Origin of the sequence: Butyrivibrio sp. NATIVEDY162, assembly GCF_045999815.1 — a bacterium.
Taxonomy (GTDB): Bacteria; Bacillota; Clostridia; order Lachnospirales; family Lachnospiraceae; genus Butyrivibrio.
The window spans coordinates 1,078,700-1,103,056 of the sequence record NZ_CP172573.1 but is presented as its reverse complement, the minus strand read 5'-3'; the positions used below and the strand labels follow the sequence as shown (position 1 = coordinate 1,103,056).

At 40.9% G+C, this 24,357-nt stretch carries 21 protein-coding genes; 20 read left to right on the top strand and 1 reads right to left on the bottom strand.

Going from position 1 to position 24,357, the window contains the following annotated elements:
- The first annotated feature begins 53 nt into the window (after nucleotides 1-53).
- From tpiA (ACHCNF_RS04485) to ACHCNF_RS04430, 12 genes are all read left to right on the top strand, one after another.
- Nucleotides 54-800 carry a triose-phosphate isomerase gene (gene tpiA, locus ACHCNF_RS04485; protein WP_408071593.1) on the top strand — a complete coding sequence of 249 codons (747 nt, stop codon included), beginning with the start codon at nucleotides 54-56 and terminating at the stop codon, nucleotides 798-800.
- A 130-nt stretch (nucleotides 801-930) separates the two neighbouring features.
- Complete coding sequence (tpiA, locus tag ACHCNF_RS04480) at nucleotides 931-1,677, top strand: triose-phosphate isomerase (protein WP_408071592.1); 747 nt, start codon at nucleotides 931-933, stop codon at nucleotides 1,675-1,677.
- Nucleotides 1,678-1,843: 166 nt separating this feature from the next.
- On the top strand, nucleotides 1,844-3,226 hold the full coding sequence (locus ACHCNF_RS04475) for a mechanosensitive ion channel family protein (RefSeq protein WP_408071591.1): 1,383 nt from the start codon (nucleotides 1,844-1,846) through the stop codon (nucleotides 3,224-3,226).
- Nucleotides 3,227-3,317: 91 nt separating this feature from the next.
- The gene (locus ACHCNF_RS04470; RefSeq protein ID WP_408072190.1) at nucleotides 3,318-4,670 is read left to right on the top strand and encodes an NCS2 family permease; all 1,353 of its coding nucleotides are present in this window, start codon (nucleotides 3,318-3,320) and stop codon (nucleotides 4,668-4,670) included.
- 376 nt (nucleotides 4,671-5,046) lie between these two features.
- Complete coding sequence (locus ACHCNF_RS04465; RefSeq protein ID WP_408071590.1) at nucleotides 5,047-5,598, top strand: TetR/AcrR family transcriptional regulator; 552 nt, start codon at nucleotides 5,047-5,049, stop codon at nucleotides 5,596-5,598.
- An 81-nt stretch (nucleotides 5,599-5,679) separates the two neighbouring features.
- The gene (locus ACHCNF_RS04460) at nucleotides 5,680-6,948 is read left to right on the top strand and encodes a BaiN/RdsA family NAD(P)/FAD-dependent oxidoreductase (protein WP_408071589.1); all 1,269 of its coding nucleotides are present in this window, start codon (nucleotides 5,680-5,682) and stop codon (nucleotides 6,946-6,948) included.
- A 67-nt stretch (nucleotides 6,949-7,015) separates the two neighbouring features.
- Nucleotides 7,016-7,687 carry a (d)CMP kinase gene (gene cmk / locus ACHCNF_RS04455; protein ID WP_408071588.1) on the top strand — a complete coding sequence of 224 codons (672 nt, stop codon included), beginning with the start codon at nucleotides 7,016-7,018 and terminating at the stop codon, nucleotides 7,685-7,687.
- 82 nt (nucleotides 7,688-7,769) lie between these two features.
- Nucleotides 7,770-8,624: a 4-hydroxy-3-methylbut-2-enyl diphosphate reductase gene (gene ispH, locus ACHCNF_RS04450; protein ID WP_408071587.1), complete on the top strand. Its 855-nt coding sequence runs from the start codon at nucleotides 7,770-7,772 to the stop codon at nucleotides 8,622-8,624.
- On the top strand, nucleotides 8,605-9,738 hold the full coding sequence (rpsA, locus tag ACHCNF_RS04445; RefSeq protein ID WP_408071586.1) for a 30S ribosomal protein S1: 1,134 nt from the start codon (nucleotides 8,605-8,607) through the stop codon (nucleotides 9,736-9,738). Before ispH ends, rpsA begins: the two co-directional genes overlap by 20 nt.
- Before the next feature lie 328 nt (nucleotides 9,739-10,066).
- Nucleotides 10,067-10,846 (top strand): CheR family methyltransferase, encoded by a 780-nt coding sequence (locus tag ACHCNF_RS04440; RefSeq protein WP_408071585.1) that lies wholly within the window; start codon nucleotides 10,067-10,069, stop codon nucleotides 10,844-10,846.
- A gap of 47 nt (nucleotides 10,847-10,893) precedes the next feature.
- Nucleotides 10,894-11,874, top strand: coding sequence for a phage tail tip lysozyme (locus tag ACHCNF_RS04435; RefSeq protein WP_408071584.1), 981 nt, complete (start codon nucleotides 10,894-10,896; stop codon nucleotides 11,872-11,874).
- A gap of 39 nt (nucleotides 11,875-11,913) precedes the next feature.
- Nucleotides 11,914-12,396: a hypothetical protein gene (locus tag ACHCNF_RS04430; protein ID WP_408071583.1), complete on the top strand. Its 483-nt coding sequence runs from the start codon at nucleotides 11,914-11,916 to the stop codon at nucleotides 12,394-12,396.
- A 117-nt stretch (nucleotides 12,397-12,513) separates the two neighbouring features.
- On the opposite strand, the gene ACHCNF_RS04425 is transcribed toward ACHCNF_RS04430, so the two are convergent.
- Nucleotides 12,514-12,777 carry a hypothetical protein gene (locus tag ACHCNF_RS04425; protein ID WP_408071582.1) on the bottom strand — a complete coding sequence of 88 codons (264 nt, stop codon included), beginning with the start codon at nucleotides 12,775-12,777 and terminating at the stop codon, nucleotides 12,514-12,516.
- 359 nt (nucleotides 12,778-13,136) lie between these two features.
- Here ACHCNF_RS04425 and ACHCNF_RS04420 point away from each other — a divergent pair, with 359 nt between their 5' ends.
- The 8 genes from ACHCNF_RS04420 to ACHCNF_RS04385 all read left to right on the top strand — a co-directional run bounded on the left by ACHCNF_RS04420 (nucleotide 13,137) and on the right by ACHCNF_RS04385 (nucleotide 24,345).
- On the top strand, nucleotides 13,137-13,595 hold the full coding sequence (locus tag ACHCNF_RS04420) for a CAP domain-containing protein (protein WP_408071581.1): 459 nt from the start codon (nucleotides 13,137-13,139) through the stop codon (nucleotides 13,593-13,595).
- Between the two features lie 262 nt (nucleotides 13,596-13,857).
- Nucleotides 13,858-15,180 carry a glycoside hydrolase family 27 protein gene (locus tag ACHCNF_RS04415; protein WP_408071580.1) on the top strand — a complete coding sequence of 441 codons (1,323 nt, stop codon included), beginning with the start codon at nucleotides 13,858-13,860 and terminating at the stop codon, nucleotides 15,178-15,180.
- A gap of 44 nt (nucleotides 15,181-15,224) precedes the next feature.
- Nucleotides 15,225-16,919 (top strand): extracellular solute-binding protein, encoded by a 1,695-nt coding sequence (locus ACHCNF_RS04410; RefSeq protein WP_408071579.1) that lies wholly within the window; start codon nucleotides 15,225-15,227, stop codon nucleotides 16,917-16,919.
- A 165-nt stretch (nucleotides 16,920-17,084) separates the two neighbouring features.
- Nucleotides 17,085-18,227 carry a glucose-1-phosphate adenylyltransferase gene (locus ACHCNF_RS04405; RefSeq protein WP_408071578.1) on the top strand — a complete coding sequence of 381 codons (1,143 nt, stop codon included), beginning with the start codon at nucleotides 17,085-17,087 and terminating at the stop codon, nucleotides 18,225-18,227.
- Nucleotide 18,228: 1 nt separating this feature from the next.
- Nucleotides 18,229-19,347, top strand: coding sequence for a glucose-1-phosphate adenylyltransferase subunit GlgD (gene glgD / locus ACHCNF_RS04400; protein WP_408071577.1), 1,119 nt, complete (start codon nucleotides 18,229-18,231; stop codon nucleotides 19,345-19,347).
- 102 nt (nucleotides 19,348-19,449) lie between these two features.
- Nucleotides 19,450-20,871, top strand: coding sequence for an amidophosphoribosyltransferase (locus tag ACHCNF_RS04395; protein WP_408071576.1), 1,422 nt, complete (start codon nucleotides 19,450-19,452; stop codon nucleotides 20,869-20,871).
- 344 nt (nucleotides 20,872-21,215) lie between these two features.
- The gene (locus ACHCNF_RS04390; RefSeq protein ID WP_022761419.1) at nucleotides 21,216-21,494 is read left to right on the top strand and encodes an HU family DNA-binding protein; all 279 of its coding nucleotides are present in this window, start codon (nucleotides 21,216-21,218) and stop codon (nucleotides 21,492-21,494) included.
- A 181-nt stretch (nucleotides 21,495-21,675) separates the two neighbouring features.
- Entirely contained in the window at nucleotides 21,676-24,345 is a 2,670-nt protein-coding gene (locus tag ACHCNF_RS04385) for an HD domain-containing protein (protein WP_408071575.1), read from the top strand.
- Nucleotides 24,346-24,357 lie beyond the last annotated feature (12 nt).

Here is a 24,357-nt window from a genome sequence, read left to right as displayed (position 1 = left end):
GGCGAAGGCGAAGCCTGAGAGCAGAACAATAACAATTTTTAGGAGGCATAAAAATGTCAAGAAGACGTATAATTGCCGGCAACTGGAAGATGAACAAGACTCCCAGTGAGGCTGTAGCTCTTTGCAATGAGCTTAAAGATTTAGTAAAAAATGATGATGTAGATGTAGTTTATTGCGTACCTGCAATCGACATCGTACCTGTTGTCGAAGCTGTTAAGGGCACAAACGTACACGTTGGTGCTGAGAACTTCTATATTGTAGACAGCGGTGCTTTCACAGGTGAGATTTCTGCACCTATGCTTAAGGATGCAGGCGTTGAGTACGTTATCATCGGCCATTCAGAGAGAAGAGATATCTTCGGTGAGAATGATATTCTTATCAACCAGAAGGTTAAGAAGGCTTTCGCATCAGGTCTTACACCTATTCTTTGCTGCGGTGAGTCACTTGCACTTCGTAAGGCTGATACTTACAAGGAATGGATTGAGAGACAGATTACATGGGATCTTGATGGCGTAACAGCTGACCAGGTTAAGAAGCTTGTTATAGCTTATGAGCCTATTTGGGCTATCGGTACAGGTGAGACAGCTACAGCTGACCAGGCTGAAGAAGTTTGCGGACTTATCCGTGAGCTTATCGCTAAGCTTTATGATCAGGCTACTGCAGACGAAGTTCGCATCCAGTATGGCGGATCAATGAACGCAGGCAATGCTGCTGAGCTTCTTTCTAAGCCCAATATCGATGGTGGCCTTATCGGTGGTGCATCACTTAAGCCTGATTTCGGTAAGATTGTAAATGCTTAATCTGATTTTTATGACTTCTTGAACGCAAAGATGAAAAAGCGTTCAATATTATATAAAAATCAAAATTATGAAGAGCCAGTGTCTGGGTAATAAGAACGGACATTGGCTTTTCTCTATTGAGGAGTAAAGAATGTCAAGAAAAAGGATTGTTGCCGGAAATTGGAAAATGAACATGACGCCTGCCGAGACAGTGGCTTTTATAGCAAAACTAAAGCCTGAAGTTGATGGCGCTGAAACGGATGTAGTAATGTGCGTTCCTGCAATAGATATTGTTCCTGCGATTACTGCAAGTAGAGGAACAAATATCGTGATAGGAGCACAGAATATGCATTACGAGGAGAGTGGTGCATATACAGGTGAGATATCACCATCTATGCTTGTTGATGCAGGTGTAAAATGTGTTATTCTCGGTCATTCTGAGAGACGTGAGTATAATCATGAAACTGATGATATGTTAAATAAGAAGCTGAAAAAGGCTTTTGAGCATGGTCTTACACCAATCCTTTGCTGCGGAGAAACTCTGAAGCAAAGAGAGATGGATATAACAGGAGACTTTATCAGAATGCAGCTAAAGTCAGATCTTGCAGGTATATCTGAGATAGATGTTCAGAATATGGTGATTGCCTATGAGCCCATATGGGCTATTGGTACCGGCGAGACTGCTACAGCTGAGCAGGCTGAGGAAGTATGCGGGCTTATCCGCAACTGTATAGAAGAGATGTATGACGAAGATACTGCTGAAATGGTGCGTATTATATACGGTGGATCTGTAAACGCCGGAAATGCTGCTCAGCTTTTTTCTCAGCCTGATATAGATGGAGGCCTTATCGGTGGGGCTTCTCTTAAACCGGAATTTGCCAAAATAGTAAACTGTTAATATTGTTGTTTATGAAAAGTTAATCAAATCTTCCGAAATGCCACATATTTAACTATCTTTTAATATAGTACAATTATTATATCGTTAATAATATGCGGAATATTGAATAAAAATCTTTGGAACCGACAGGAAAGTGCGTAGTTAAAGATAAGCGGGGGATGCTGATATGAACAACATCATGCGCAGTCTAATCATTTTGGTAGGCGGTGTCGTAGTGATTCTGATTCTTCGCGCCTTTAAGAACAGAGGCGGCGGAGGAAATGTCCTGCATAGAAATTATTTGTGCCAGTTGGCAGAGCTTGCCATTTTAGCAGTATGTGTAATGCAGATAATTGCTCTTTTTAATCCGGAGTTTAATCTGCGTAGGGCACTACTGACAGGATCTGCACTTATAGTAGCCATAGTAGGCTTTGCTGCTCAGACAGCAATTTCTGATGTGATATGCGGACTACTTATAAGCATGAGCAAACCTTTTGAAATTGGTGACAGAATCATTGTGGATGGACTTGAACCCGGGATAGTTGAGGATATTACTCTAAGACACATCGTTGTAGCCATATATGACGGACTAAAAATTGTTGTGCCAAACAGTCAGCTTAATTCCAAGACTGTAATAAATTATAGCTACAAGGATAAATTTAAAAACGGAGTTCATCTTCAATATACTATAGGGTTTGATGCCAATGTTCAGCAGGCTTCGGATGTGATAAGGGACTGTGTGGCAGAAAGTCCGTATACACTTAGTATTGAAAGAAATGGTTTTCGTGAAGATTCAGGGCCTGTATACTTTTTAAAGCTTGGAGAGAGTGCTCTTGTGCTGGAGACCACTATTTTTGTCCCGAAAGGAACCAGCACTTATATGGCAACAACAGATATAAATACGCGTGTGGTTGAAGCATTTAGGGCTAACAATATACAGATTCCGTACAACTATATCAATGTTGTGGATGCAGGCAAAATTGGCGAAGGCGTTAAGGAAAAACAGAAGACATCGACTATTGTCAATGACGAAAAACTGACACCGGAAAAACGACATTACAGAACCAATAATTTGAAATTAGTGGGTTCTGATAATGATGTTGATAAAGTAAAAGCGCTTGCAGACCATTTTTCAAAGAAACAGAGACTTAGAAAACATGATTCTCATAAGCTTGAGCTCATGGCAGAAGAATCCATATCACTCTTTAGTACACTTATACAGGGAAGTATAGCTTCTTTCTGGATTGAGGGAAGCGGATTTGAATTCAGGATTCATCTTAGCATTAATACAAAAGTCGGATCAAAGGAATATAAGCGCCTTATAGCTCTTTCCAGCACACGTAGGAATGAGGCTATAAGCGGCTTTGCCAGCAGAATTTTCGACGCTATGGTAAGAGGTATACAATCTGCGGAAAAATCCGATAATAATCAGAAATATGAGTGGGATATTGATAGAGATGATGTTCCGCAGAATGAACTTAGTGAATCTATTCTTGCAGCGCTTGCCAGCGGCATCAAGGTTGGCGTTACAAAAGAAAAGGTAGAATTTGTTGTAGAAAAAAAGAATTAAGAGTATAGACAAGAGAGACTTTTCGGTCTCTCTTTTTTATGCTATATTTTTTATGGTCAATCGACATTGTTTTAGGAGGAGACAAAAAATGTTGGAGAAAGTTTTTAAGCTAAAGGAGCACAATACAACGGTAAAAACCGAGATAATTGCCGGTCTTACCACGTTCCTTTCAATGGCCTATATTCTGGCTGTCAATCCGAGTATTCTGGGAGTAGTAATGAATCCCGGTGGTGTATTTGTTGCAACTGCTGTGGCATCAGCTATTGCTACATTTATCATGGCATTTGCCGCAAATTATCCTATAGCTCTTTCAGCTGGCCTTGGCCTTAACGCATACTTTGCTTATACGGTATGCCTTGGTGAGCTTGCAGCGGAAGGTGAAAATGCATTCAAGATTTGTTTAACAGCTGTACTTGTAGAAGGTATCATTTTCCTTCTTATGTCACTTGTTAAATTCCGTGAGAAAATAATAAACAGCATACCTCAGAACCTTAAGTTTGGTATCTCTGCAGGTATTGGTCTTTTCATCGCGTTCATCGGACTTAGAGGAGCAAATATCATTGTTCCCAGTGAGTCAACAACAGTTGCTCTTGGTAGCTTCAGAGATGCTGATGTGGTTCTTGCACTTGTAGGCATTATTATTGTAATTGTTCTTGAACACTTCAAGGTTACCGGTTCTGTTCTTATTGGAATCCTTGCAACTTGGGTACTTGGCATGGTTGCTCAGGCTACAGGCTGGTATACAGCTACCAATGTATTCCCGGATTTCTCACAGGGGCTTACTCAGCTTGGCGGTATTTCAGAGACTGCATTTAAGTTTGATTTTGGCTGGGCAGCAGGACATTTCGTTCAGTTTATCGCGATCGTATTCAGCTTCCTTTATGTAGATATCTTCGATACAGTAGGAACAGTAGTAGGTGTAGCAGATAAGGCTGATCTTCTTGATGAGGATGGCAACCTTCCTAAGGTCGGAAGCGTATTCATGTCAGATGCTGTAGGAACAACAGTAGGTGCTTGCCTTGGTACATCTACAGTAACAAGCTTCGTTGAATCAGGAGCCGGTGTTGCTGCAGGCGGTCGTACAGGTCTCACAGCTTTAACAACAGGTGTAATGTTCCTTGTTTCACTTGTTCTTAGCCCTGTATTCCTTGCTATCCCTTCTTTTGCAACTGCTCCTGCACTTGTGTATGTAGGTATGCTTATGGTTTCAAGCGCAAAGAACATCACATTCGATGGCGACATTGCTGATACACTTGGTGCTTACTTTGCACTTGTTATGATGCCTCTTTCATACTCCATAGCAACAGGTATCATGTTTGCAATCCTTGGATGGGTTATTGTTAAGATCTTCATCGGCAAGGCAAAGGATATCTCACCTGTTATGTGGGCTGTGTTTATCCTGTTTGTGGCACGTATAGCTGCGCTGGTTACAAACTTCCAGTAAAAAGAGTGACATCTTCCACAGATATGTGGAGATGTAGGAGAGCAAGTATCTTCAATATTTTCGTATAGGATCAGGTCCTCGCTATGCGAGGATCTGGACCTATACGATTTTTTTTGTATCATAGGAAATTACTTTCCTATTTTTTTATTTTTCTGAGGAAATTCAATAATCTATAATTAAGCTTGTTGACATAGTAAGTACAAAACACTAAAATAATAACACGTGATACGGTAAAGAAGGTTTCATACATACGTGAAACTACAGTAGTTGCCCTGATGATAAAGCTATGATGGCAGTTCCTTGATGGAACAGGAAATAGGAGGCAACTGCAATTGTATTGATATATCAACAAATATAAGATGACGGAGGTCTGTATATGTCCAGAAAAGCCACCATTACACAGGAAGAGATTGTAAATGCGGCATTTAAGATAACTAAGAAAGAAGGATTTGACAAGATAACATCCAGAAGGCTTGCCGCTGCTGCAGGCTGTTCTACTCAGCCTATTTTCAGAATATATGATAACATGGATGAGCTTAAGAAGGATGTTGTAGCTAAGGCTGTAGCCTTCTTTGAAGATTTTAGTCGCAAGGCAACTACCAAGCATGATACTCCCTTTGTGGATCTTGGGCTTAGCTATATCACTTTTGCTCAGAAGCATCCTAATCTTTTCAAGCTTCTTTTTGTATCTGAGGCTAATGAAGGTGCCAGCATGTATGATGTTGTAAACGGTTCTGATGAAAACGTTGTTCGTGAAGTCAGCAAAGCAAAGGAACAGGGTGTTCCTGATGCTGAGCAGCTTTTTATGAAGATGTGGATATTCATTCATGGCGCAGGATGCATGGCTGTAACAGGAGATTATGATCTTGAAGAGGCAGATTCCGTTCAGATGCTTGAATCAGCATATGAGGCATTCAGACTGTCCTGATTTGGCTCAGACGCATGTCTGAATGGCGGACTGTCTGCGATAGATTTATGAGTTCAGGTTTTACGGAGTAAGTTATTATTTATGAAGCAGGTTGCTGTAATTGGCTGCGGAGCAGCCGGAATGATGGCGGCTATATCCGCAAGTCTCAGCGGAGCGGCCGTCACAATTTTTGAAAAAAACGAAAAACCCGGTAAGAAGATTTATATTACCGGAAAGGGCAGATGTAATGTGACAAATGCCTGTGACATATCAGAGTACTTTGAAAAAATTCCTCATGGAGCCAAGTTTTTATACAGCGCTCTGTATGGTTACGATAATAATCAGGTGATGCGCCTTTTTGAGGAAAACGGATGCAAACTTAAAACTGAGCGCGGAGACCGTGTTTTTCCTGTGTCTGACCATTCATCTGATATTATAAGTACACTTGTCAGGATACTTAAAAAATGCAAGGTTGATATAAGATACCAGGATGAAGTCAGATGGATTCAGGTATCTGAGGACGGACATGTAAAGGCTGTTGTTTCTGAGGACTCGGGAATTACTGAATTTGACTCGGTAATAATATGCACAGGAGGTTTGTCCTATCCCTCTACAGGCTCTACCGGAGACGGGCTTAAATTTGCAAAAGAGCTGGGACATAAGGTTACCAAAACCACACCATCTCTGGTTCCCTTTGAGATTGCACAAAAATGGTGCAGTGAGCTTCAAGGACTCTCTCTTAAAAATGTGGCAGTAAAGTTGGAACAGATACCTGCATCGGGACCTGGAAAGAAAAAGAAATATGTTTATGATGGGTTTGGAGAGATGCTCTTTACCCACTTTGGAGTCAGCGGACCGCTAATTCTAACGTCAAGCTGCTATTACGAGGAAATGGATAAAAAGGGTGAAAAGTACTCATATGTAATTCATCTTGATTTAAAACCGGCTCTTTCAGAGGAACAGCTTGATAAACGTATCCAGAGAGAATTTGACAATGCTAAGAACAGGCAGTTTAAGAACAGCTTAAGTGCACTTTTTCCGTCAAAAATGATACCTGTAATGATTGAACTGTCAGGAATTGATCCTGAAAAGCAGGTAAACGCAATTACGAGAAAAGAAAGGCTGGAATTTGTAAGCCTTATAAAAAATCTGAAGATGGATGTGACCGGGCTTCGAGGATTTCCGGAGGCTATAATCACAAGAGGTGGTGTGTCTACAAGCGATATCAATCCTTCAACCATGGAATCCAAGAAAATAAAAGGACTCTATTTTGCAGGAGAAGTAATAGATGTTGATGCACAGACAGGAGGCTTTAATCTGCAGATAGCCTGGTCAACGGGGCACCTTGCCGGAGAGAGCGCTGCTCTCTAATTAGCAAGGCACTAAAGCATTTTTAATATCATAATAAATAAATGGTGAAGAAACAGGAGTTAGAAAAATGGGAAGTAGTATAGCCATAGATGGACCTGCAGGAGCAGGAAAAAGTACAATTGCAAAGATAGTTTCAAAAAAGCTTGGTTTTATTTATATTGATACAGGAGCTATGTATCGCGCTATGGCGGTGCACATGATAAGAAATGGCGTGTCCGGAGATGACAGTGCTGAAGTAGAGAAAAACATCGACAGCGCAGACATATCAATAGGACATGAGGACGGAGAGCAGGTAGTTTTTCTTAACGGCGAAAACGTAAACGGTCAGCTTCGCACCGAACAGGTCAGCGCTATGGCGTCCAAGACAAGCGCAAATGCGAAGGTGAGAGAAAAACTGGTTGAACTTCAGAGGAAACAGGCAAAAACCACAGATGTTGTCATGGATGGACGTGACATTGGCACAGTTGTTTTGCCTGATTCACAGCTCAAGGTGTATCTGACTGCGGGAACCAGAGTGCGCGCAGAGAGAAGATACAAGGAGATGATTGCAAAGGGTGAGAACTGCAATATAGATGAGATAGAAGCAGATATCAAGGAGCGCGACCACAGGGATATGACCAGGGAAAATTCTCCTTTGAAAAAAGCGGATGATGCTGTCGAAATTGATTCTTCCTATATGACCATAGAAGAGGTGGCTGATAAGATTATATCTTTGTACAGGGAAACCGAGAAGAAATGACGATGTGCCGGCTTTTTGCTGTCAGAGTGATATTAGCTGAGGACCATGATAATGGAAAGTGCCGGAAAAGGAAGGGAAAAGCATGGAAGTAATACTGGCTGAACATGCGGGATTTTGCTTTGGAGTTACCAGAGCGGTCGACGTAGTTTATGATCAGATAAAAAAGAATACAGATAAAAAAATTTATACCTATGGACCTATAATCCACAACGAAACCGTGGTAAATGACCTTGAGAAGCAGGGGGTCAGCGTTATCGAGGGTGAAGATGAATTAAAAAAGCTGACTGAAGGAATTGTCATAATCAGGTCTCACGGAATAAGAAAAGAAATTTATGAAATAATGAAGGAGCGTGGCATTGAATATATTGATGCAACCTGCCCATTTGTAAAGCGAATTCATAACATAGTGGAAAAGGAAAGTGCTGAGGGTAAGACAATTGTTGTGGTTGGAAGCGCGAAGCACCCGGAAGTAGATGGAATTGTGAGTTATGCCACAGGACCTGTTTTTGTTGTAGAATCCCCTGAGGAAGCACTGAAATTAGATATTTCCGAGGGAACTGACATATGTATCGTTTCGCAAACCACATTTAACACAAATAAATTTCAAGAAACCGTTGATAAATTTTCTAATTCGCGCTACAATGTTAATGTTGTGAACACTATTTGTAGTGCAACTGAGGAAAGACAGACCGAAGCAGAGAGAATTGCAGGTCAGGTTGATGCTATGATAGTGATAGGCGGAGCGCACAGTTCTAATTCAAGGAAACTGTATGAGATATGCAGTAAGAAATGTGCAAATACATATTTTATTCAAACACTGGATGATTTGAGTTTAGATTTTCCTAAATCGGTTAAACTAGTGGGAATAACCGCCGGGGCGTCCACCCCAAAGAACATTATCGAGGAGGTTCAGAATCATGTCAGAACAATCTTTTGAACAAATGCTCAATGAGTCGTTCAAAACAATTCATACGGGGGAGGTCGTTGAAGGCACTGTTATATCTGTCAAGCCTGATGAGATTATTCTTAACATTGGCTACAAGTCAGATGGTGTACTTACAAAGAACGAGTACAGCAATGATAACAGTATCGATCTGACTCAGGTAGTTAAGGAAGGTGACACAATGGATGTCAAAGTCCTTAAGACCAACGACGCAGACGGTCAGGTTATCCTGTCATATAAGCGCCTTGCCCTCGACAGAGGTAATAAGCGCATTGAAGAAGCTTATAACAACCAGGAAGTACTTACAGCTAAGGTTGTACAGGTACTTGATGGCGGACTTACAGTAGTAGTTGATGAAGTTCGTATCTTCATCCCTGCAAGTCTTGTATCAGATACATACGAGAAGGATCTGTCTAAGTACGAAGGACAGGAGATCCAGTTCGTAGTAACAGAATATAATCCGAAGCGTAGAAGATACATCGGTAACCGTAAGATGCTCATCACAGCTGAGAAGGCTGAGCAGGCTAAGAAGCTCTTTGAGACAATCGGTGTTGGTGATGTTGTTGAAGGTACAGTTAAGAACGTTACTGATTTCGGTGCATTCATTGATCTCGGTGGTGCAGACGGACTCCTTCATATCTCAGAGATGTCTTGGGGCCGCGTAGAGAATCCTAAGAAGACCTTTAAGGTTGGCGATACTGTTAAGGTTCAGATTAAGGGTATCGATGGCAGCAAGATTGCTCTTTCAAGAAAATTCGACGATGAGAATCCTTGGAAGGATGCAGATTCAAAGTATGCTGTAGGTAATGAGGTAACAGGTAAGGTTGCCAGAATGACTGACTTCGGTGCATTTATTGAGCTTGAGCCCGGTATTGACGCACTTCTTCATGTTTCTCAGATCGCTAGAGAGCACATTGAGAAGCCTTCTGATGTGCTTAGCATCGGTCAGGAAGTAACAGCAAAAATAGTAGACTTCAACGAAGCAGATCGTAAGATCAGCCTTAGCATCAAGGCTCTTACAGCTCCTGAGCAGACAGAAGCTGAAGAGGACGGCGATGTAGTATCAGTAGATATTGAGAAAGCAATCGCTGAGCAGGATGCTGAATAATATTTAGAATATTCCCGGACTGTCGCATTAGATATAATGCGACAGTCTTTTTATTTCATAGTAAATTGTTTCGCATCCTTTCTTGTATTCTGTTTTTATGGCCAAAACCAGAGATATTTAATTAAATAATGCTTGTTCTCATATACTTAATTAAGTTTATGTTTATTTTATTTTACATAAACTAAGCGGTTGGGTATACTTAAATCATAGTAGTGACTGCGCCCGAAGTGCGTTTTTCGGGTAATAGCATTAAGGTAATCATGTAACATCCTCCACGATATACCGTATGCGGAATATCAGGGGGATTAGTGACGAGGGGGTTTTGGAAATGGCAGTTGATTATGAGTGGTTTAAGGGTGAAGTATACAAACTCACCAAGATCGATCTGAATGCTTATAAGGAAAAGCAGATGAAGCGTAGGATTGATACTCTTATAGGTAAGACAGAGTGTAAGGGGTATGATCAGTATATGGATCTTATTAAGAAGGATCAGACTGCTCGCGAAACCTTTATCACATATCTGACAATAAACGTATCAGAGTTTTTCCGAAATATTGATCAGTGGAATCTTATGGATAAAAATATGGTTCCTGAGCTTATCAAAAAATTCGGTAAGAATCTGAAAATCTGGAGTGCAGCATGCTCAACAGGTGACGAGCCGTACACCATTGTTATGTTGCTATCCAATCATATACCGCTTAATCAGATTAACGTTATGGCCTGGGATATCGATACTGTTGCTTTGGCAAAGGCCAGAGCAGGTGTATATGATGCTAAGGAAGTATCCGGTGTTCCTGCTGACCTCAAAAAGAAATTCCTTACGCAGGAAGGTGATAAATGGCGTGTTTGCGATGATATAAAGAAACGTGTTAATTTCAAACAGGCTGACCTTTTAAGGGAACCCTATCCGAAGGATTATCATCTTATTGTTTGCCGTAACGTACTCATTTACTTCACTGAGGAAGCCAAGGATGAGATTTTCAGAAAATACTACAATTCACTGGCTCCCGGTGGTGTGCTCTTTATTGGAAGTACTGAGCAGATCATTAACTATAAAGAGATTGGCTTTATAAGGAAGAGCTCGTTCTACTACGAGAAGCCCATGTAAAGACCATGCTTTAATAAAAAAATATTTAAGAAAAGAGGATTGAATGTATGAAAAAAGGGGAAAAATGTTGGGGAAAATTATTAATAGGATTACTGTTTATGATAGGATGCAGTCTGTTTACACCGCTATGCAGTGTTAAGGCTGCATCTTTGCATGGAAAAAGCAATGAGGAAAAGATCTTTTATTTCCTGAGAGAAGAGATGAATTTCAATAACGCAGCCGGGTCAGGTGTTTTGGCAAACATTGAAAAGGAATCTTCCTTCAGGACAGGCGCAAATGGTGATGGTGGAACAAGCTATGGGATATGCCAGTGGCACGCCGACAGAATGTCGAGATTAAGGGCCTGGTGTGATGATCATGGATTTGACTGGCATGACCTTGAAGGGCAGTTGAATTATCTGGAATATGAGCTGAACACATATTATCCTAATACGCTTTCTATAGTAAGAGGGGTTAAGAACTCAAAGAAAGGCGCTTATAATGCCGGACATGACTGGTGCTACTACTTTGAGATTCCGGCTGACAGAGAAGCAAAGTCAAGGGAGCGTGGCGAGCTTGCAAGGGATAAGTACTGGCCTAAATATAAGGATGTTCAGAGCAAACTGCAAAAGGGCAAGACCTATGTAACAGATGCAGGTGTCTTTAAGGCTACAGGAGATTTTGAAGTGGCATTTAAAGGCGTTGCAGATCCGGAAGCAACATCATTGTCCATACCGAACAAGGTTAAAATCGGCGAAATTACAGCGAAGGTAACCTCTATAAATGCTAAGGCATGCAAGGGAAATGACAACCTTACAAAGGTGACTATCGGCACTAATGTTGAAAAAATAGGAAAAAACGCTTTTGACGGCTGCAGTAATCTTACAAAGATTTCTATAAAATCAAAGAAAGTAAGTACATTTTCTAAAGGATGCTTCAAGAAGATAAGTGATGATGCAGTATTCTATGTAAAGTCTTCTGTAAAGAAGAACTATACTGCAAAGATCAAGAAGGTTGCGCCTGCAGGCATTAAGGTCAAAAAGCTTTGATATCCTGCAGAGAGGTATGATTGTTAAGGCGGGGCTTGTATGGGACATAACAAGATTTATTTGATATATTCGTTAGCAATATTTCTTGTAGGTATGGGCTTTTTCATAGTGGGTGAATTCAACATGCCGCCAAAGCCTGTGCTGAAGGACCCGAATTTAATAGGTCATGAGGATGATGAAGAAGGCGATGGAGAAAAAACCGAGCCCGGAGTTGCTGAGATTTCCGGCGAGGATATCCAAATGCCTGTTCCTGAGCCTGAACAGCCGACTATAGAGAATATTGCCCTTGATAATGAAAATGGTGAAGAGAGTGGCGGTGAAGAAAATACCGAGGATGCTGAGGGCGAAGAAGAGGAGCCTGAGCCACCTATTTATGATGGTCATGAGGAAGAACGAATTGAGCTGATAAAAGAAAATTATGCTATTCAGGAAGCTTATGACAGTGCACGAACCACAACCTTTATCGGTTTTGCATTTTGGGCTATGGCTCTAGTATGTGCCATCTTATATTTCAGATCATGATATTGAAAAAACAGCTCCGTTGCGACTATGCAGCGGAGCTGTTTTTAGTAGTGCAGAAAAAATATTGATTCATCTCCTATTGCTCTTAGTGGGATGAACCTTGAATCTCAACTTTTATCAGGCAAGACGAGTGGGTGTCCACGTGATTTCATAGAAGCTTTCCATGATTTTTCTGAGTTCATTCTTCATGGATTGGCATGCGCTGTTCTCATCTTCGTAGCGCATGAGACCGATTTTTTCCTTGTGATCTAAAAAGTACACCTCCCATATGCCTTTATCTTTTGTAAGGCATATTCTGCCATCATGCTTTTTCCCGATTTTATAGAGCTTAGATGGTACAAGATGTTCTTTGAAAAATTTCTTTAATTCTTTTGCTGTCATACCTGCCTCCAAATTATGCAGAATACCGTGGATGCATGAAAACGGCGGTGATTCTGCTTTTTTTACATACATGTTATAAAAAAACTTTACATGTAGTATTTAAAACTACATACAGAGTAGCACAAAACCTTGAACGCTTCAAGATGTTCTTAATACAAGATATGGAGAAAATTTACATGGATTTTATAATTTTTTGAGATTTTTGTTCGATAATATATTTAGATAATTTTTGTTGGACATCTGTTGGACTATGATTGCTATGCTATAAAAGCTGTCCGACTGAGGTAGGCAAAAGGTTTAAAAGCCTGAAAGATATCCCATGCGATATCTTCTACGGGCGATGTTTGAGGGGGATACAAATGAATAAGAGAGCGATAGGTCTATTAAAGCTGTATGTATGTGCATGCATAATCTGTATGCTTATGATCATCGGAGGAATGACGGCCAGAGCAAAAACAGTTAATACTTCCGAGGTGGTTTCTTATATGAATGAGCTCAGAAAAGAGATGGGGCTTCCTGCATTTACGGTTTCGGAATCGCTTAATCAGTCAGCAGCAGTAAGAGCAAAAGAGCTGAAAGTGAAGTTCGCGCACACGAGACCTGATGGAACCGCATGGTATACGGTTGGACAGGGTGTAAATGGTGAGAATCTTGCAAGAGCTGATAAAGAGTCTGAAAAGGAATCACTGAATATCATAGCAGCATGGTTTCTTAGCCCCTCCCATAAGGCCAATCTTCTTAGCAGCTCCACTCAGATCGGAATTGCCAGCTTCGAGGATGAAAATGGTTATGCATACATAGCCTGCGAGTTTAACTAATTAAGCTTTATCTGTAAAAAAAGGCAGAACCTGCAAATAATTATAAATAGCTGTAGCAAGAATTGACTTGCGGCAGCTATTTTCGTTAATCAGATTCCTGTTTTTCGTGAAAACTTTTTATGAAAAAATAATAACAAAACGAATGATAATATGACATAATGAAGATGTGAATTAAGCTTATTAATATTGGTTAGTTGGGGACTTTGTGCTAACCAATGTTTTTATGATTAAAACAGAATATAAATTAAAGGGGAGTAAAGGTATGAACAAAAAAGATTTTCTAAAACGAGCCCCTATGGGATGGAATAGTTATGACTACTATGACACCAAGGTTACTGAGGCTCAGATTAAGACAAACACCGACTTCATGTCCAATTACTTAAAAGAGTTTGGCTATGAATACATAGTTGTGGATATTGAATGGTATTCCAATGACGCGGGGAGCAGAAGACAGGATTATCAGTACATACCCTTTGGTGATGATGAGATGGATGAATTTGGCAGGCTGCAGCCATCGCCTACAAGATTTCCTTCCTCAGCAAACGGCGGCGGCTTTAAAAAGCTTGCCGAATACGTGCATTCCAAAGGGCTTAAGTTTGGAATACATATTATGAGAGGTATTCCCAGGCAGGCAGCGCACGACAGATGCAAGATTCACGGGAGTGAGTACACTGCTGATATTGCAGCAGATGCATGGTCGATTTGTGGATGGAATCCTGATATGTACGGGGTTCGAAACAACGAGGCAGGTCAGGCTTACTACGACGACCTCATAGCAATGTATGCGGACTGGGGTGTTGATTTTATAAAATGCGATGATATCTGTGACAGCTTCCTTTATCCGGATAGTGGAAGGATCAGATTCAGTGGCTACGAAGAGACCAAAATGATCCATAGAGCTATTGAAAAGTGTGGAAGAAACATAGTGCTTTCACTTTCACCGGGCCCTGCTCATGTGGATAGGGCATTTTTCTACGAGGAAAATGCCAATATGTGGCGTATAACCGATGATTTCTGGGATGATTGGAGACTTCTTAAGGAGATGTTCTATAGGTGCGAATCCTGGAACAAGAGAACTTCAAGGGGCAATTATCCTGATTGCGATATGCTTCCTATCGGATGGCTTGGATATGGATTTGGACATGAGAGAAGATCGAACTTTAACCCTGATGAGCTTCGCACCATGATGAGTCTCTGGTGCATGTTCGGATCACCGCTGATGATAGGCGGAGAACTCACCAAGATGACATCTGAGGATCTGCAGTTTCTAATAAACAAACAGCTACTGAAACTTATGGACGGCCAACACTACGGCGAACAGCTTATCAGGACTGATGACGAAGCAATATGGAAAAATACAGATGAAAAAAGGACTGAAGTCTATATTGCAATGTTTAACACCGGTGATGAGGAAAGAGAGATCAGCCTTGCACTTGATAAAATCTCCGAGATGGAGATCCTGGGTAAAGCAACCAGTGTGACTGATGTTTGGGAAGGCGGAAGCTCAGATTTTTCATTTGAAGATTGTAATACTCTAAAGGCAAGCATAGCTCCTCATGGGGTAAAAGTATATAGGATTGGTTGACCCGGGGTATGTAATATCGGCTAATCCTGCTTAGAGGTGTATACATGAAAAGAAGGTTATTGGCAACAATACTTAGCTGCATAATGATTACTGCATATGCCGGCTGCGGGACTGCCGGTGTCAATGAGAGGGCTGACTCTTCACAAAATGAAGAGGGCGGTTTTATTCCTTCCGAAGAGGTGCTTAATTCCTCAGAGGTGGTTATTTCTCAGGAACAGGATTCTGAGGCTGAGGGCGGTTTTGATGTATCTGGAATAGATACTTCTGAACATGTTGTCATAACCTACCTTACTATAGGAGATAAGCCTGAGGGTAAAGCTGCTGACAGACTTAGGGAAACAATGGCAGAGCTCAATGAAAAGCTCAATGATGAACTAAATGCAGAGCTTAATATTGAATTTATCGAGTGGGACAATTACCTGTCTGATTATAATAAAAAGCTTGCTCTTAAGGATGGTAGTGTAGATCTTGTTGGTGCTTCCACTGACTGGCTTGAAGGATGGAGTAACGCAAAAAAAGGAGTATTTCTTCCTCTAAGTATAGGAATACTTGAAAAATACGCGCCAAAAACCTATGGATCTGTCACCTCCGAGCATTGGGATATGTGCAAATATGATGGGAAAATTTACTTTATGCCGGAGGATAATTACACTCAATGGACTAATCATGGTTTTATTTACCGTAAGGATTTCGCCAAAGAGGCAGGATTGAGAGAAGGGATAAACAGCTGGGAGGAGCTGACTACATACTTTTGGTATGTCAGAAACAATCATCCTGAGCTTAAGTGTCCATGGGATTCAGATGGCACTAACTTTGATGATATGACTCAGGGGTGGATTCAGTCACATTCAGATTATGTGGCGATTGACGGACTTGGCAGTGCAAAGCTCTGGTGTGGCACAAAGGAAGATCCTTATACCATCCATGTTCCGATAATGGAAGATACAGACATGTTTGTGGAATATGCCAGCCTTATGAAAAAATGGGATTCCATGGGCGTTTGGACTTCAAATGTTATGAATAATGCAGGCGCAGATAACAGAAAAGAATACAGGGAAGGACTTGTGGCAGCTGAGGAACATCACACCCAGACCTTCGCAAATCTCTGCTCCAACAACGAAGAAAACATGATCTATAAAAATAATCCCGAGGCAGAATCGGATTTCTTTTACTTTGGAAAAGAGACAGGAAACATTGTGACTGATACCATCACACATGGTGCCATGGCTGTTTCTGCAGGCTCTAAGAACCCTGAACGGGCACTTATGGTGTATGACATGCTAAGAAATGATAAAGCCTGTTATTCGCTTATATGCTATGGAATAGAGGGTATCTCATATGTCATCAATGAAGAAGGGCTGCGGGCTAAGCCTGAGGGCTTTGATGCCGAAAATGACAGTGTATATAGCATGACAAACTTCTGGTGGGGCAGAAACGATGACCTGGAGATTCGCGATGCTGAGATAAACTGGGATATTGTCGACGAACTGTATACTACCTACGACAAGAAAAAAATAGAATATCCCTATGGACAGTTCGTTCCGGATGAGTCGGAATTTGAAGCCAAAAAAGAGAAGTGTAATGAAATATATGAAAAGTATATGAAAGAGATTTCCTACGGAAAATATGACGGGACAGCAGAAGGCGCTGTTTCCAGGTTGCAGAGTGAACTTGCGCTAGAGGGGATTGATGATGTCACTATGGCACTTCAGGAACAGATAGATGCACTATACAGATAATTGATCTTTTTTAGAGTTAAATTTAATGTGAAAAAATGCCAAAAAAACTCATTTTTTCTTGAAATAATTGTGCAAAACTTTTAGAATTAGAATATAAAAAATATTAAAAAAGATTCTGTTTTTATAAATGGAATCGCAAGTATGAAAAAAGTAGGGGGATAAAATATGGCTCAATCAAATATGCTTGCTATGATATTAGCCGGCGGCCGTGGTAGCAGATTACATGAACTTACCAATAAGGTTGCCAAGCCGGCTGTTGCTTATGGAGGCAAATATCGAATTATTGATTTTCCGCTTAGTAATTGCGCTAATAGTGGAATAGATATAGTTGGAGTTTTAACTCAGTATGAGTCTGTACTTCTTAACAGCTATGTAGCTGCAGGCGGACGCTGGGGGCTTGATACCAAGGACAGCGGAGTCTTTGTTCTTACACCCAGAGAAAAAGCTGATTCCGGCTTTGATGTATATCGCGGAACTGCTGACGCCATTTCTCAGAACATCGATTTTATCGATGCTTATAATCCGGAATATTTACTTGTTCTTTCCGGAGATCACATTTACAAAATGAATTATGACAAGATGCTCAGATTCCACAAAGAGCACAATGCAGACGCAACCATTGCCGTAATAGGCGTTCCCAAAAAGGATGCCAGCCGTTTTGGAATAATGAACACGGCTAATGACGGCAGAATAGTTGAGTTCGAGGAAAAGCCTGCAAAGCCTAAGAGTAACCTTGCATCAATGGGTATCTATATCTTCAACTGGAAGACCATGCGCAAGATGCTCATTGAGGACATGAAGAATCCTGACTCAAGTCATGACTTTGGTAAGGACTTCATTCCTGTAATGATAAATGAAGGAAAAGCTCTTTATGCTTACGAATTTTCAGGCTATTGGAAGGATGTTGGAACTATAGATTCTCTATGGGAAGCAAACATGGACCTTCTTGATAGTGAAAATGAGCTTAACCTCGATGATACTAGCTGGAAAATCTATACAGAGGATACCGGCACGACACCTGCTTATATTGCAGCTACAGCCAAGGTTGACCGCTGCTACATAAATCAGGGCGCTGCTATTGGAGGAGAGGTAAAGAACTCTGTCATTTTCCCTAACGTAAAGATTGAACCCGGTGCAAAGGTAACGGACTCGGTACTTATGCCGGGAGTTACGGTTCTCGAAGGAGCAACAGTAAACAGAGCTCTTGTTGCAGAGAACATAAAAATCGGAAAGAATGCAGTAGTTGGGAACAAGAAGAGTGATGAAATCCTCCTTGTTGCGAAAAATGTAAAAGGGGAGGAAAAGTGATATGGCAAATAAAGCATTTGGCGTGATCAACTCCGCCGCAAATTACATTCGTGTTGAGGGACTTCATGACTACAGACCTATAGGTGCGTTCTCATTTCTGGGACGTTTCCGTATCATCGATTTTCCTATCTCTAATATGAGCAATAGTGGATTCGACAGAATACAGGTATGTCTTAACAGCAGACCGCGTTCTATTGTAGAGCACATTGGTTCAGGACGCCATTACAACATCAATTCCAAGCGCGGAAGACTTCAGATGTTCTTTACACAGAATAATGGCGCAAGCTCTATTTACAACACAGATATCAATGCGTATATTGAGAATCTTGAACAGATAGAGCGTATGTCACAGGACTATGTTGTCATAGCACCCAGTTACATGATTTACAGACAGGATTTCCAGCAGCTTCTTGATGAGCATGTGGCATCCGGAACAGACATAACACTTTTATATCACAAGGTTGATCAGGCCAAGGAGTTCTACAGGGCCTGTAACGTGGTTACTCTGAACAGACAGAAGGGTGTCGAGGCTCTTGAGAGAAACATGGGCACAGCCAAGGATAGAAATATCAGCATGGATACCTACGTAATGAGTAAGGAGATTTTTGTAGACCTTATCAAGAAGTCGAGAAAAGAATCTTCAGCTTATTCACTAGCAGATATGATTGGCCTTGCCTGCCATGAGATGGATGTAAGAGGCGTTCAGCACAAGGGATACTTTGCAGCTATTACAAGCCTTGATGATTACTACAGAGCAAACATGGAAATGCTGGATTATGCGACTGCTACAGAGTTCTTTAAAGCTGACTGGCCTTTTTATACCAAGACCACAGATGCATGCCCGACACAGTATCTGCATGGCTCCAAGGTTACAAATTCACTTGTATGTAACGCGAGCTTCATCGAGGGTACGGTTGAAAATTCTATCATCGGACGAAATGTTCATGTAGGAAAAGGCGCTGTTATCAAGAACTCCATCGTCCTTGCATATAACGATATCGCTGACGGTGTTTATATTGAAAATGCCGTAATAGATAAGTGGGCTGATATCAAACATGTCAAGAAAGTTGTATCGGAATCCGTAACACCTGCTTATGTTAAGAGAAATGACGTGCTGTAAGTATTTGATCTTATAAAAAAATAAAACCACACATGGAACTTTCTTTGTGTTATTATGGAGAACGTAATGTTCAAATAATAATCATTATTCAGGGAGGTTTCCATGGGTGGTTTTTTTGGCGTAGCATCTCGCGAAGACGCAGTGTTTGATCTGTTTTACGGAACAGACTATCATTCTCATCTCGGCACTCGCCGTGCAGGCCTTGCAGTATATGACAGTAAAAAAGGCTTTGATCGTTCCATACACAACATTGAGAGGTCATATTTCAGACCGAAATTTGAAGAAGATATGCAAAGGATGGAGGGACATCTTGGCATCGGATGTATATCTGATTTTGAGCCACAGCCTCTAATAGTGCGCTCACATCATGGCACATATGCCATTACTACAGTAGGAAAAATCAATAATCTCGAAGAGATAACCAATAAACTCTTTGCTGACAACAGATCTCATTTCCTTGAGATGAGCGGTGGAGACATTAATCCAACAGAGCTTGTGGCTTCTATAATCAACCAGAAGGTCACCATAGTTGAAGGTATCAGATATGCGCAGGAGATAATCAAAGGTTCCATGACACTTCTGATCATGACACCTGAAGGCATATATGCTGCCAGAGACAGATATGGAAGGACTCCGGTTCAGATTGGACATAAGGACGAGGGATACTGCGTATGCTTTGAGAGCTTTTCGTATTTGAATCTCGGCTATGATCCCTATAAGGAGCTTGGCCCCGGAGAGATAGCCTTTATAACACCGGAGAGCGTGGAAATAGTAGCTCCTGCATTTGATGATATGAGGATCTGCACATTCCTTTGGATATACTATGGATTCCCGGCATCATGTTATGAAGGGCTTAATGTAGAGAATATGAGATATGGCTGTGGTAAAAAGCTTGCCCAGCGAGATATGCAAAGGGGAATTCATCCTGACCTGGTAGCCGGAGTTCCGGATTCAGGTGTGGCGCATGCCATTGGCTATTCCAACGCTTCAGGAATACCTTACTCAAGACCCTTCGTAAAATATACACCCACATGGCCAAGATCTTTTATGCCTACCGTTCAGTCAAGGCGTGATCTTATTGCCAAGATGAAGCTTATCCCTGTTAATCAGCTCATCAACAACAAGAGTCTTCTCCTTATAGATGATTCAATAGTGCGTGGAACACAGCTTCGCGAGACCACTGAATTTTTATATAAGAGCGGAGCGAAAGAGGTACACATAAGACCTGCGTGTCCGCCACTTATTTACGGCTGCAAATACCTCAACTTCTCACGCTCAAATTCAGAGATGGAGCTTATTACAAGACGTGTTATTGAGAAGCTTGAGGGATATCCGAGACCCGGGGAAGAGACAGTCAGAAAGTATACTGATCCCGATTCACCTCAGTATGATGCAATGCTTGAAGAAATAAGAAAGGAACTAAACTTCACATCACTTCATTACCATAGACTTGATGACATGGTTGAGGCAATACCGATGGAACCCTGCAAGCTCTGTACATATTGCTGGAGTGGAAAAGAATGACACCAAGCGAGGTTTTTTCGAGCTGGTGTGCTTCTTTGTTCTGTCGAGCGAAGCGAGAGCAGAACTTCCTCTTTATTATAGAGCGAGAGCAGAACTTCCTCTTTATTGACGAGAGCAGAACTTCCACTTTTATGATACTCTAAGAAGCCCTAAAATACTTATTCTGCAAGTTTCAATATCTGTTTTTAACAAGAATAATCAGAGTTTTTTGACAGTTATAACCAAAAATGGCTTAAATACGGAAAAATCAGCCATTTTTTGACAAAAAAGGCTTGTTTTTCGGCATTTTGGGTGCTAGTATAGTCAATGTAGTTAAATTTTCTTATTATTGGAGGAAAAATAATATGAACAAGACAGAATTAGTAGAAGCAATCGCAAAGGAAACAGGTCTTTCTAAGAAGGATTCTGAGAAGGCTGTAAAGGCTTTCGTTGACGTTGTTTCAAAGCAGCTTAAGAAGAAGGATAAGGTTCAGCTTGTTGGCTTTGGTACATTCGAGACCACAAAGAGAGCAGCTAGAACAGGTAAGAACCCTCAGACAGGCGAGAGCATCAAGATTCCCGCATCTGTAGCTCCTAAGTTCAAGGCTGGTAAGGCACTTAAGGATCTTGTTAATAAGAAATAATTATTCTTTATAGAAGACCGGTAGTATTAAAAACTACCGGTTTTTTATTGTTTTTACACAAATTCTTTATATTTAGGATTAATATATTGTTGCGGCAAATGTGATAAAATATGATATTATACAACGTTTTTTTGTAAATACAATGTAAATCTTTATCGCGATGAATACGAGGGGGTATTCTATGAGCCGTAAAAGAAAGAAAACCGGAGATCTGTTATCCAGGTTGTTTTTTAACATGCTTCCTGTACAAATCATGATATTTGCTATGGGTTCCATAAACTCCATAGTTGATGGTGTGATGGCCGGAAGATTTATTGACTCATCGACGGTTGGTGTTATCGGTCTGTTTTTCTCCATGGTTCTGATATTTCAGGCTACAAGTTCAGTTCTTCTGGGAGGTACCTCAGTACTTTGCGGAAGATATATGGGAAAGGGTGATTTTAGAAAAACTGAAGGAATCTTTTCTCTAAACCTGACTGTGACCTTCGCTGTATCTGCTTTGCTTACGGTTATCTGCGCCACCATGCCGTCGCTTATCGCGGATATCCTGGGAGCAAATGAAAATCTAAAGCCAAGTCTTGTTACCTACATTGTAGGTTATTCCTTTGGTATAGTTCCAATGATGCTGGCTCAGCAAATTGCTTCGTTTTTACAGCTTGAGAGACAAAATAAAATAGGCTATCTCGGAATAGCAGGAATGATAATATCTAATGTCGGACTGGACATTTTGCTTGTTGCAGTACTGAAACTCGGGGTATGGGGACTTGCGCTTGCAACCTCAGTCAGCGGAATGGTCTACTTTGTAATTCTTGTTCCGTATTACCTGACTAGCAAGGCTCAGCTCCACTATGACATCAGTAAGGCTTTGTGGGAGGATCTGGGAAAACTTATTGCAATAGGTATTCCCGGGGCACTTCTCGTATTCTGCTTATCAATAAGAGGAATGGTGATAAACAGAATTTTGCTTACCTATTCGGGAAACGACGGACTATCTGCCATGTCATCCTTTAGCATGGTCAATGGTGTATTCCTTGCATATTGCCTTGGAAACGGGGCAATTATCAGAATGCTTGTCAGCGTATTTGTGGGTGAAGAAGATAAGTCTTCCATCAAAGGAATCATCAAAATTGTACTGACAAAGGGTATGGCTTTGGCTATTTTACTTGGCGGAGTAGTTTTTCTTATATCACCCCTTATTACGAGAATATTCTTTGAAGACAGTTCTTCAAATGTATATCACCTGACTCATCAGCTATTTGTAATTTATGCCTTTTGCATACCGCTTGTTCTGATATGCCAGGTTCAGACCAATTACCTGCAGGCTACAGGACATTTGATATTCGTAAATATTCAGTCAGTAATTGACGGGTTTTTCTCGATGGTTATTCCTGCAGCAATTCTGGCGCCTTCCATGGGAGCTACTGGTGTGTGGCTTTCCAATCCTATAGGAATTGCCATAACCATACTGACTGTTCCTGTTTACAGGCTTATTTTCTGGAAAAGATTTCCAAGAACATTTGAAGAAATTCTATTCCTTAAACCCGACTTTGGCTCATCTCCACAGGATGCGCTTGATCTTCCTATACGTGATATGAATGATGTTGCAGCTTCTTCAGAGACTGTACAGAAATTCTGTGAGGATCATGGCATCGGCAAAAAGGCTGCCATGTACTCAGCTCTTTGCCTTGAAGAAATGGCAGGAAACGTTGTTCGCCACGGATTTACTGCTGATAAGAAGAGACATGCACTAAACATCAAAACAATCTATAAAAAGGGTGACATTCTCTTAAGAATAAAGGATGATTGTACGCCCTTTGATCCCATTGAAATGGCAAATATGGTCTCGGAGAATGAGGAATCCGGAAATATTGGAATCAGAATGGTCCAGAAAATAGCAGGAAATGTTTCGTACCAGAATCTGCTTGGATTAAACGTCCTCACCATAGAGATTGATGAGGAAGACCTTGCAACTATGGAATCCAATGATTATCTTCTTGAAAAGACTCTTCGAAAACTGGATCCCGATCTTCACAAGAGATTTAAGGATATGGCAATTATTATTCAAAATGTCCTTTCAAAGTACAGATCGATTTTCCCTGAGTACACAGATCACTCGGAGCTTCATAGCCTCACAGTAATAGACTCATGTAATCGTCTTATTGGAGAAAAGCAGATAAAGAAGCTTAATGCGGATGAAATATACATCCTTCTGGTGGCATGTTATTTCCACGATATTGGCATGGGAATAAATGAGAAGGATTATGTAGAATTTAGTGAAAAACTGGGAGTTGACTACTATTTTGAGGAACATCCCAATGACACTAAGGCTGACTTTGTAAGGAAATTCCATCATGAATTCAGTGCACTCTATATAGAAAAATATGCAGAGGTGTACGATATTCCCACGCCTGAGCATGTCTTTGCAATACAGCAGGTAGCTAAAGGCCACAGGAAGACTGATCTTTATGATGAAAAGGAATACCCGACGGATTATAAACTTCCAAACGGAAATACTGTATGCCTGCCATACCTTGCAGCAATTATCAGAATCGCTGATGAGATTGATGTTGTGGCGAGTCGCAATCCAATGATACTTTATGACATCAGCATTCTTACAGACGAAGTGGAGATACTTGAAAACAAAAAGCTCTATGCCATTAAATCCATGAAGATGACTGAGGATACTTTTCTTTTGCTTGCGGAGGAAAAGGATGAATCGATCATCAATAACCTTCAGGTAATGGTTGAAGAAATGCAGAAAAAGCTTGATTATTGCAGAGGAGTAATAGAAAGGAGAACTGACTTTAAGCTCTCACAAAAGAAAATCCTGCTTAATGTGATTCGGAGATGAGACAGGGGAGAA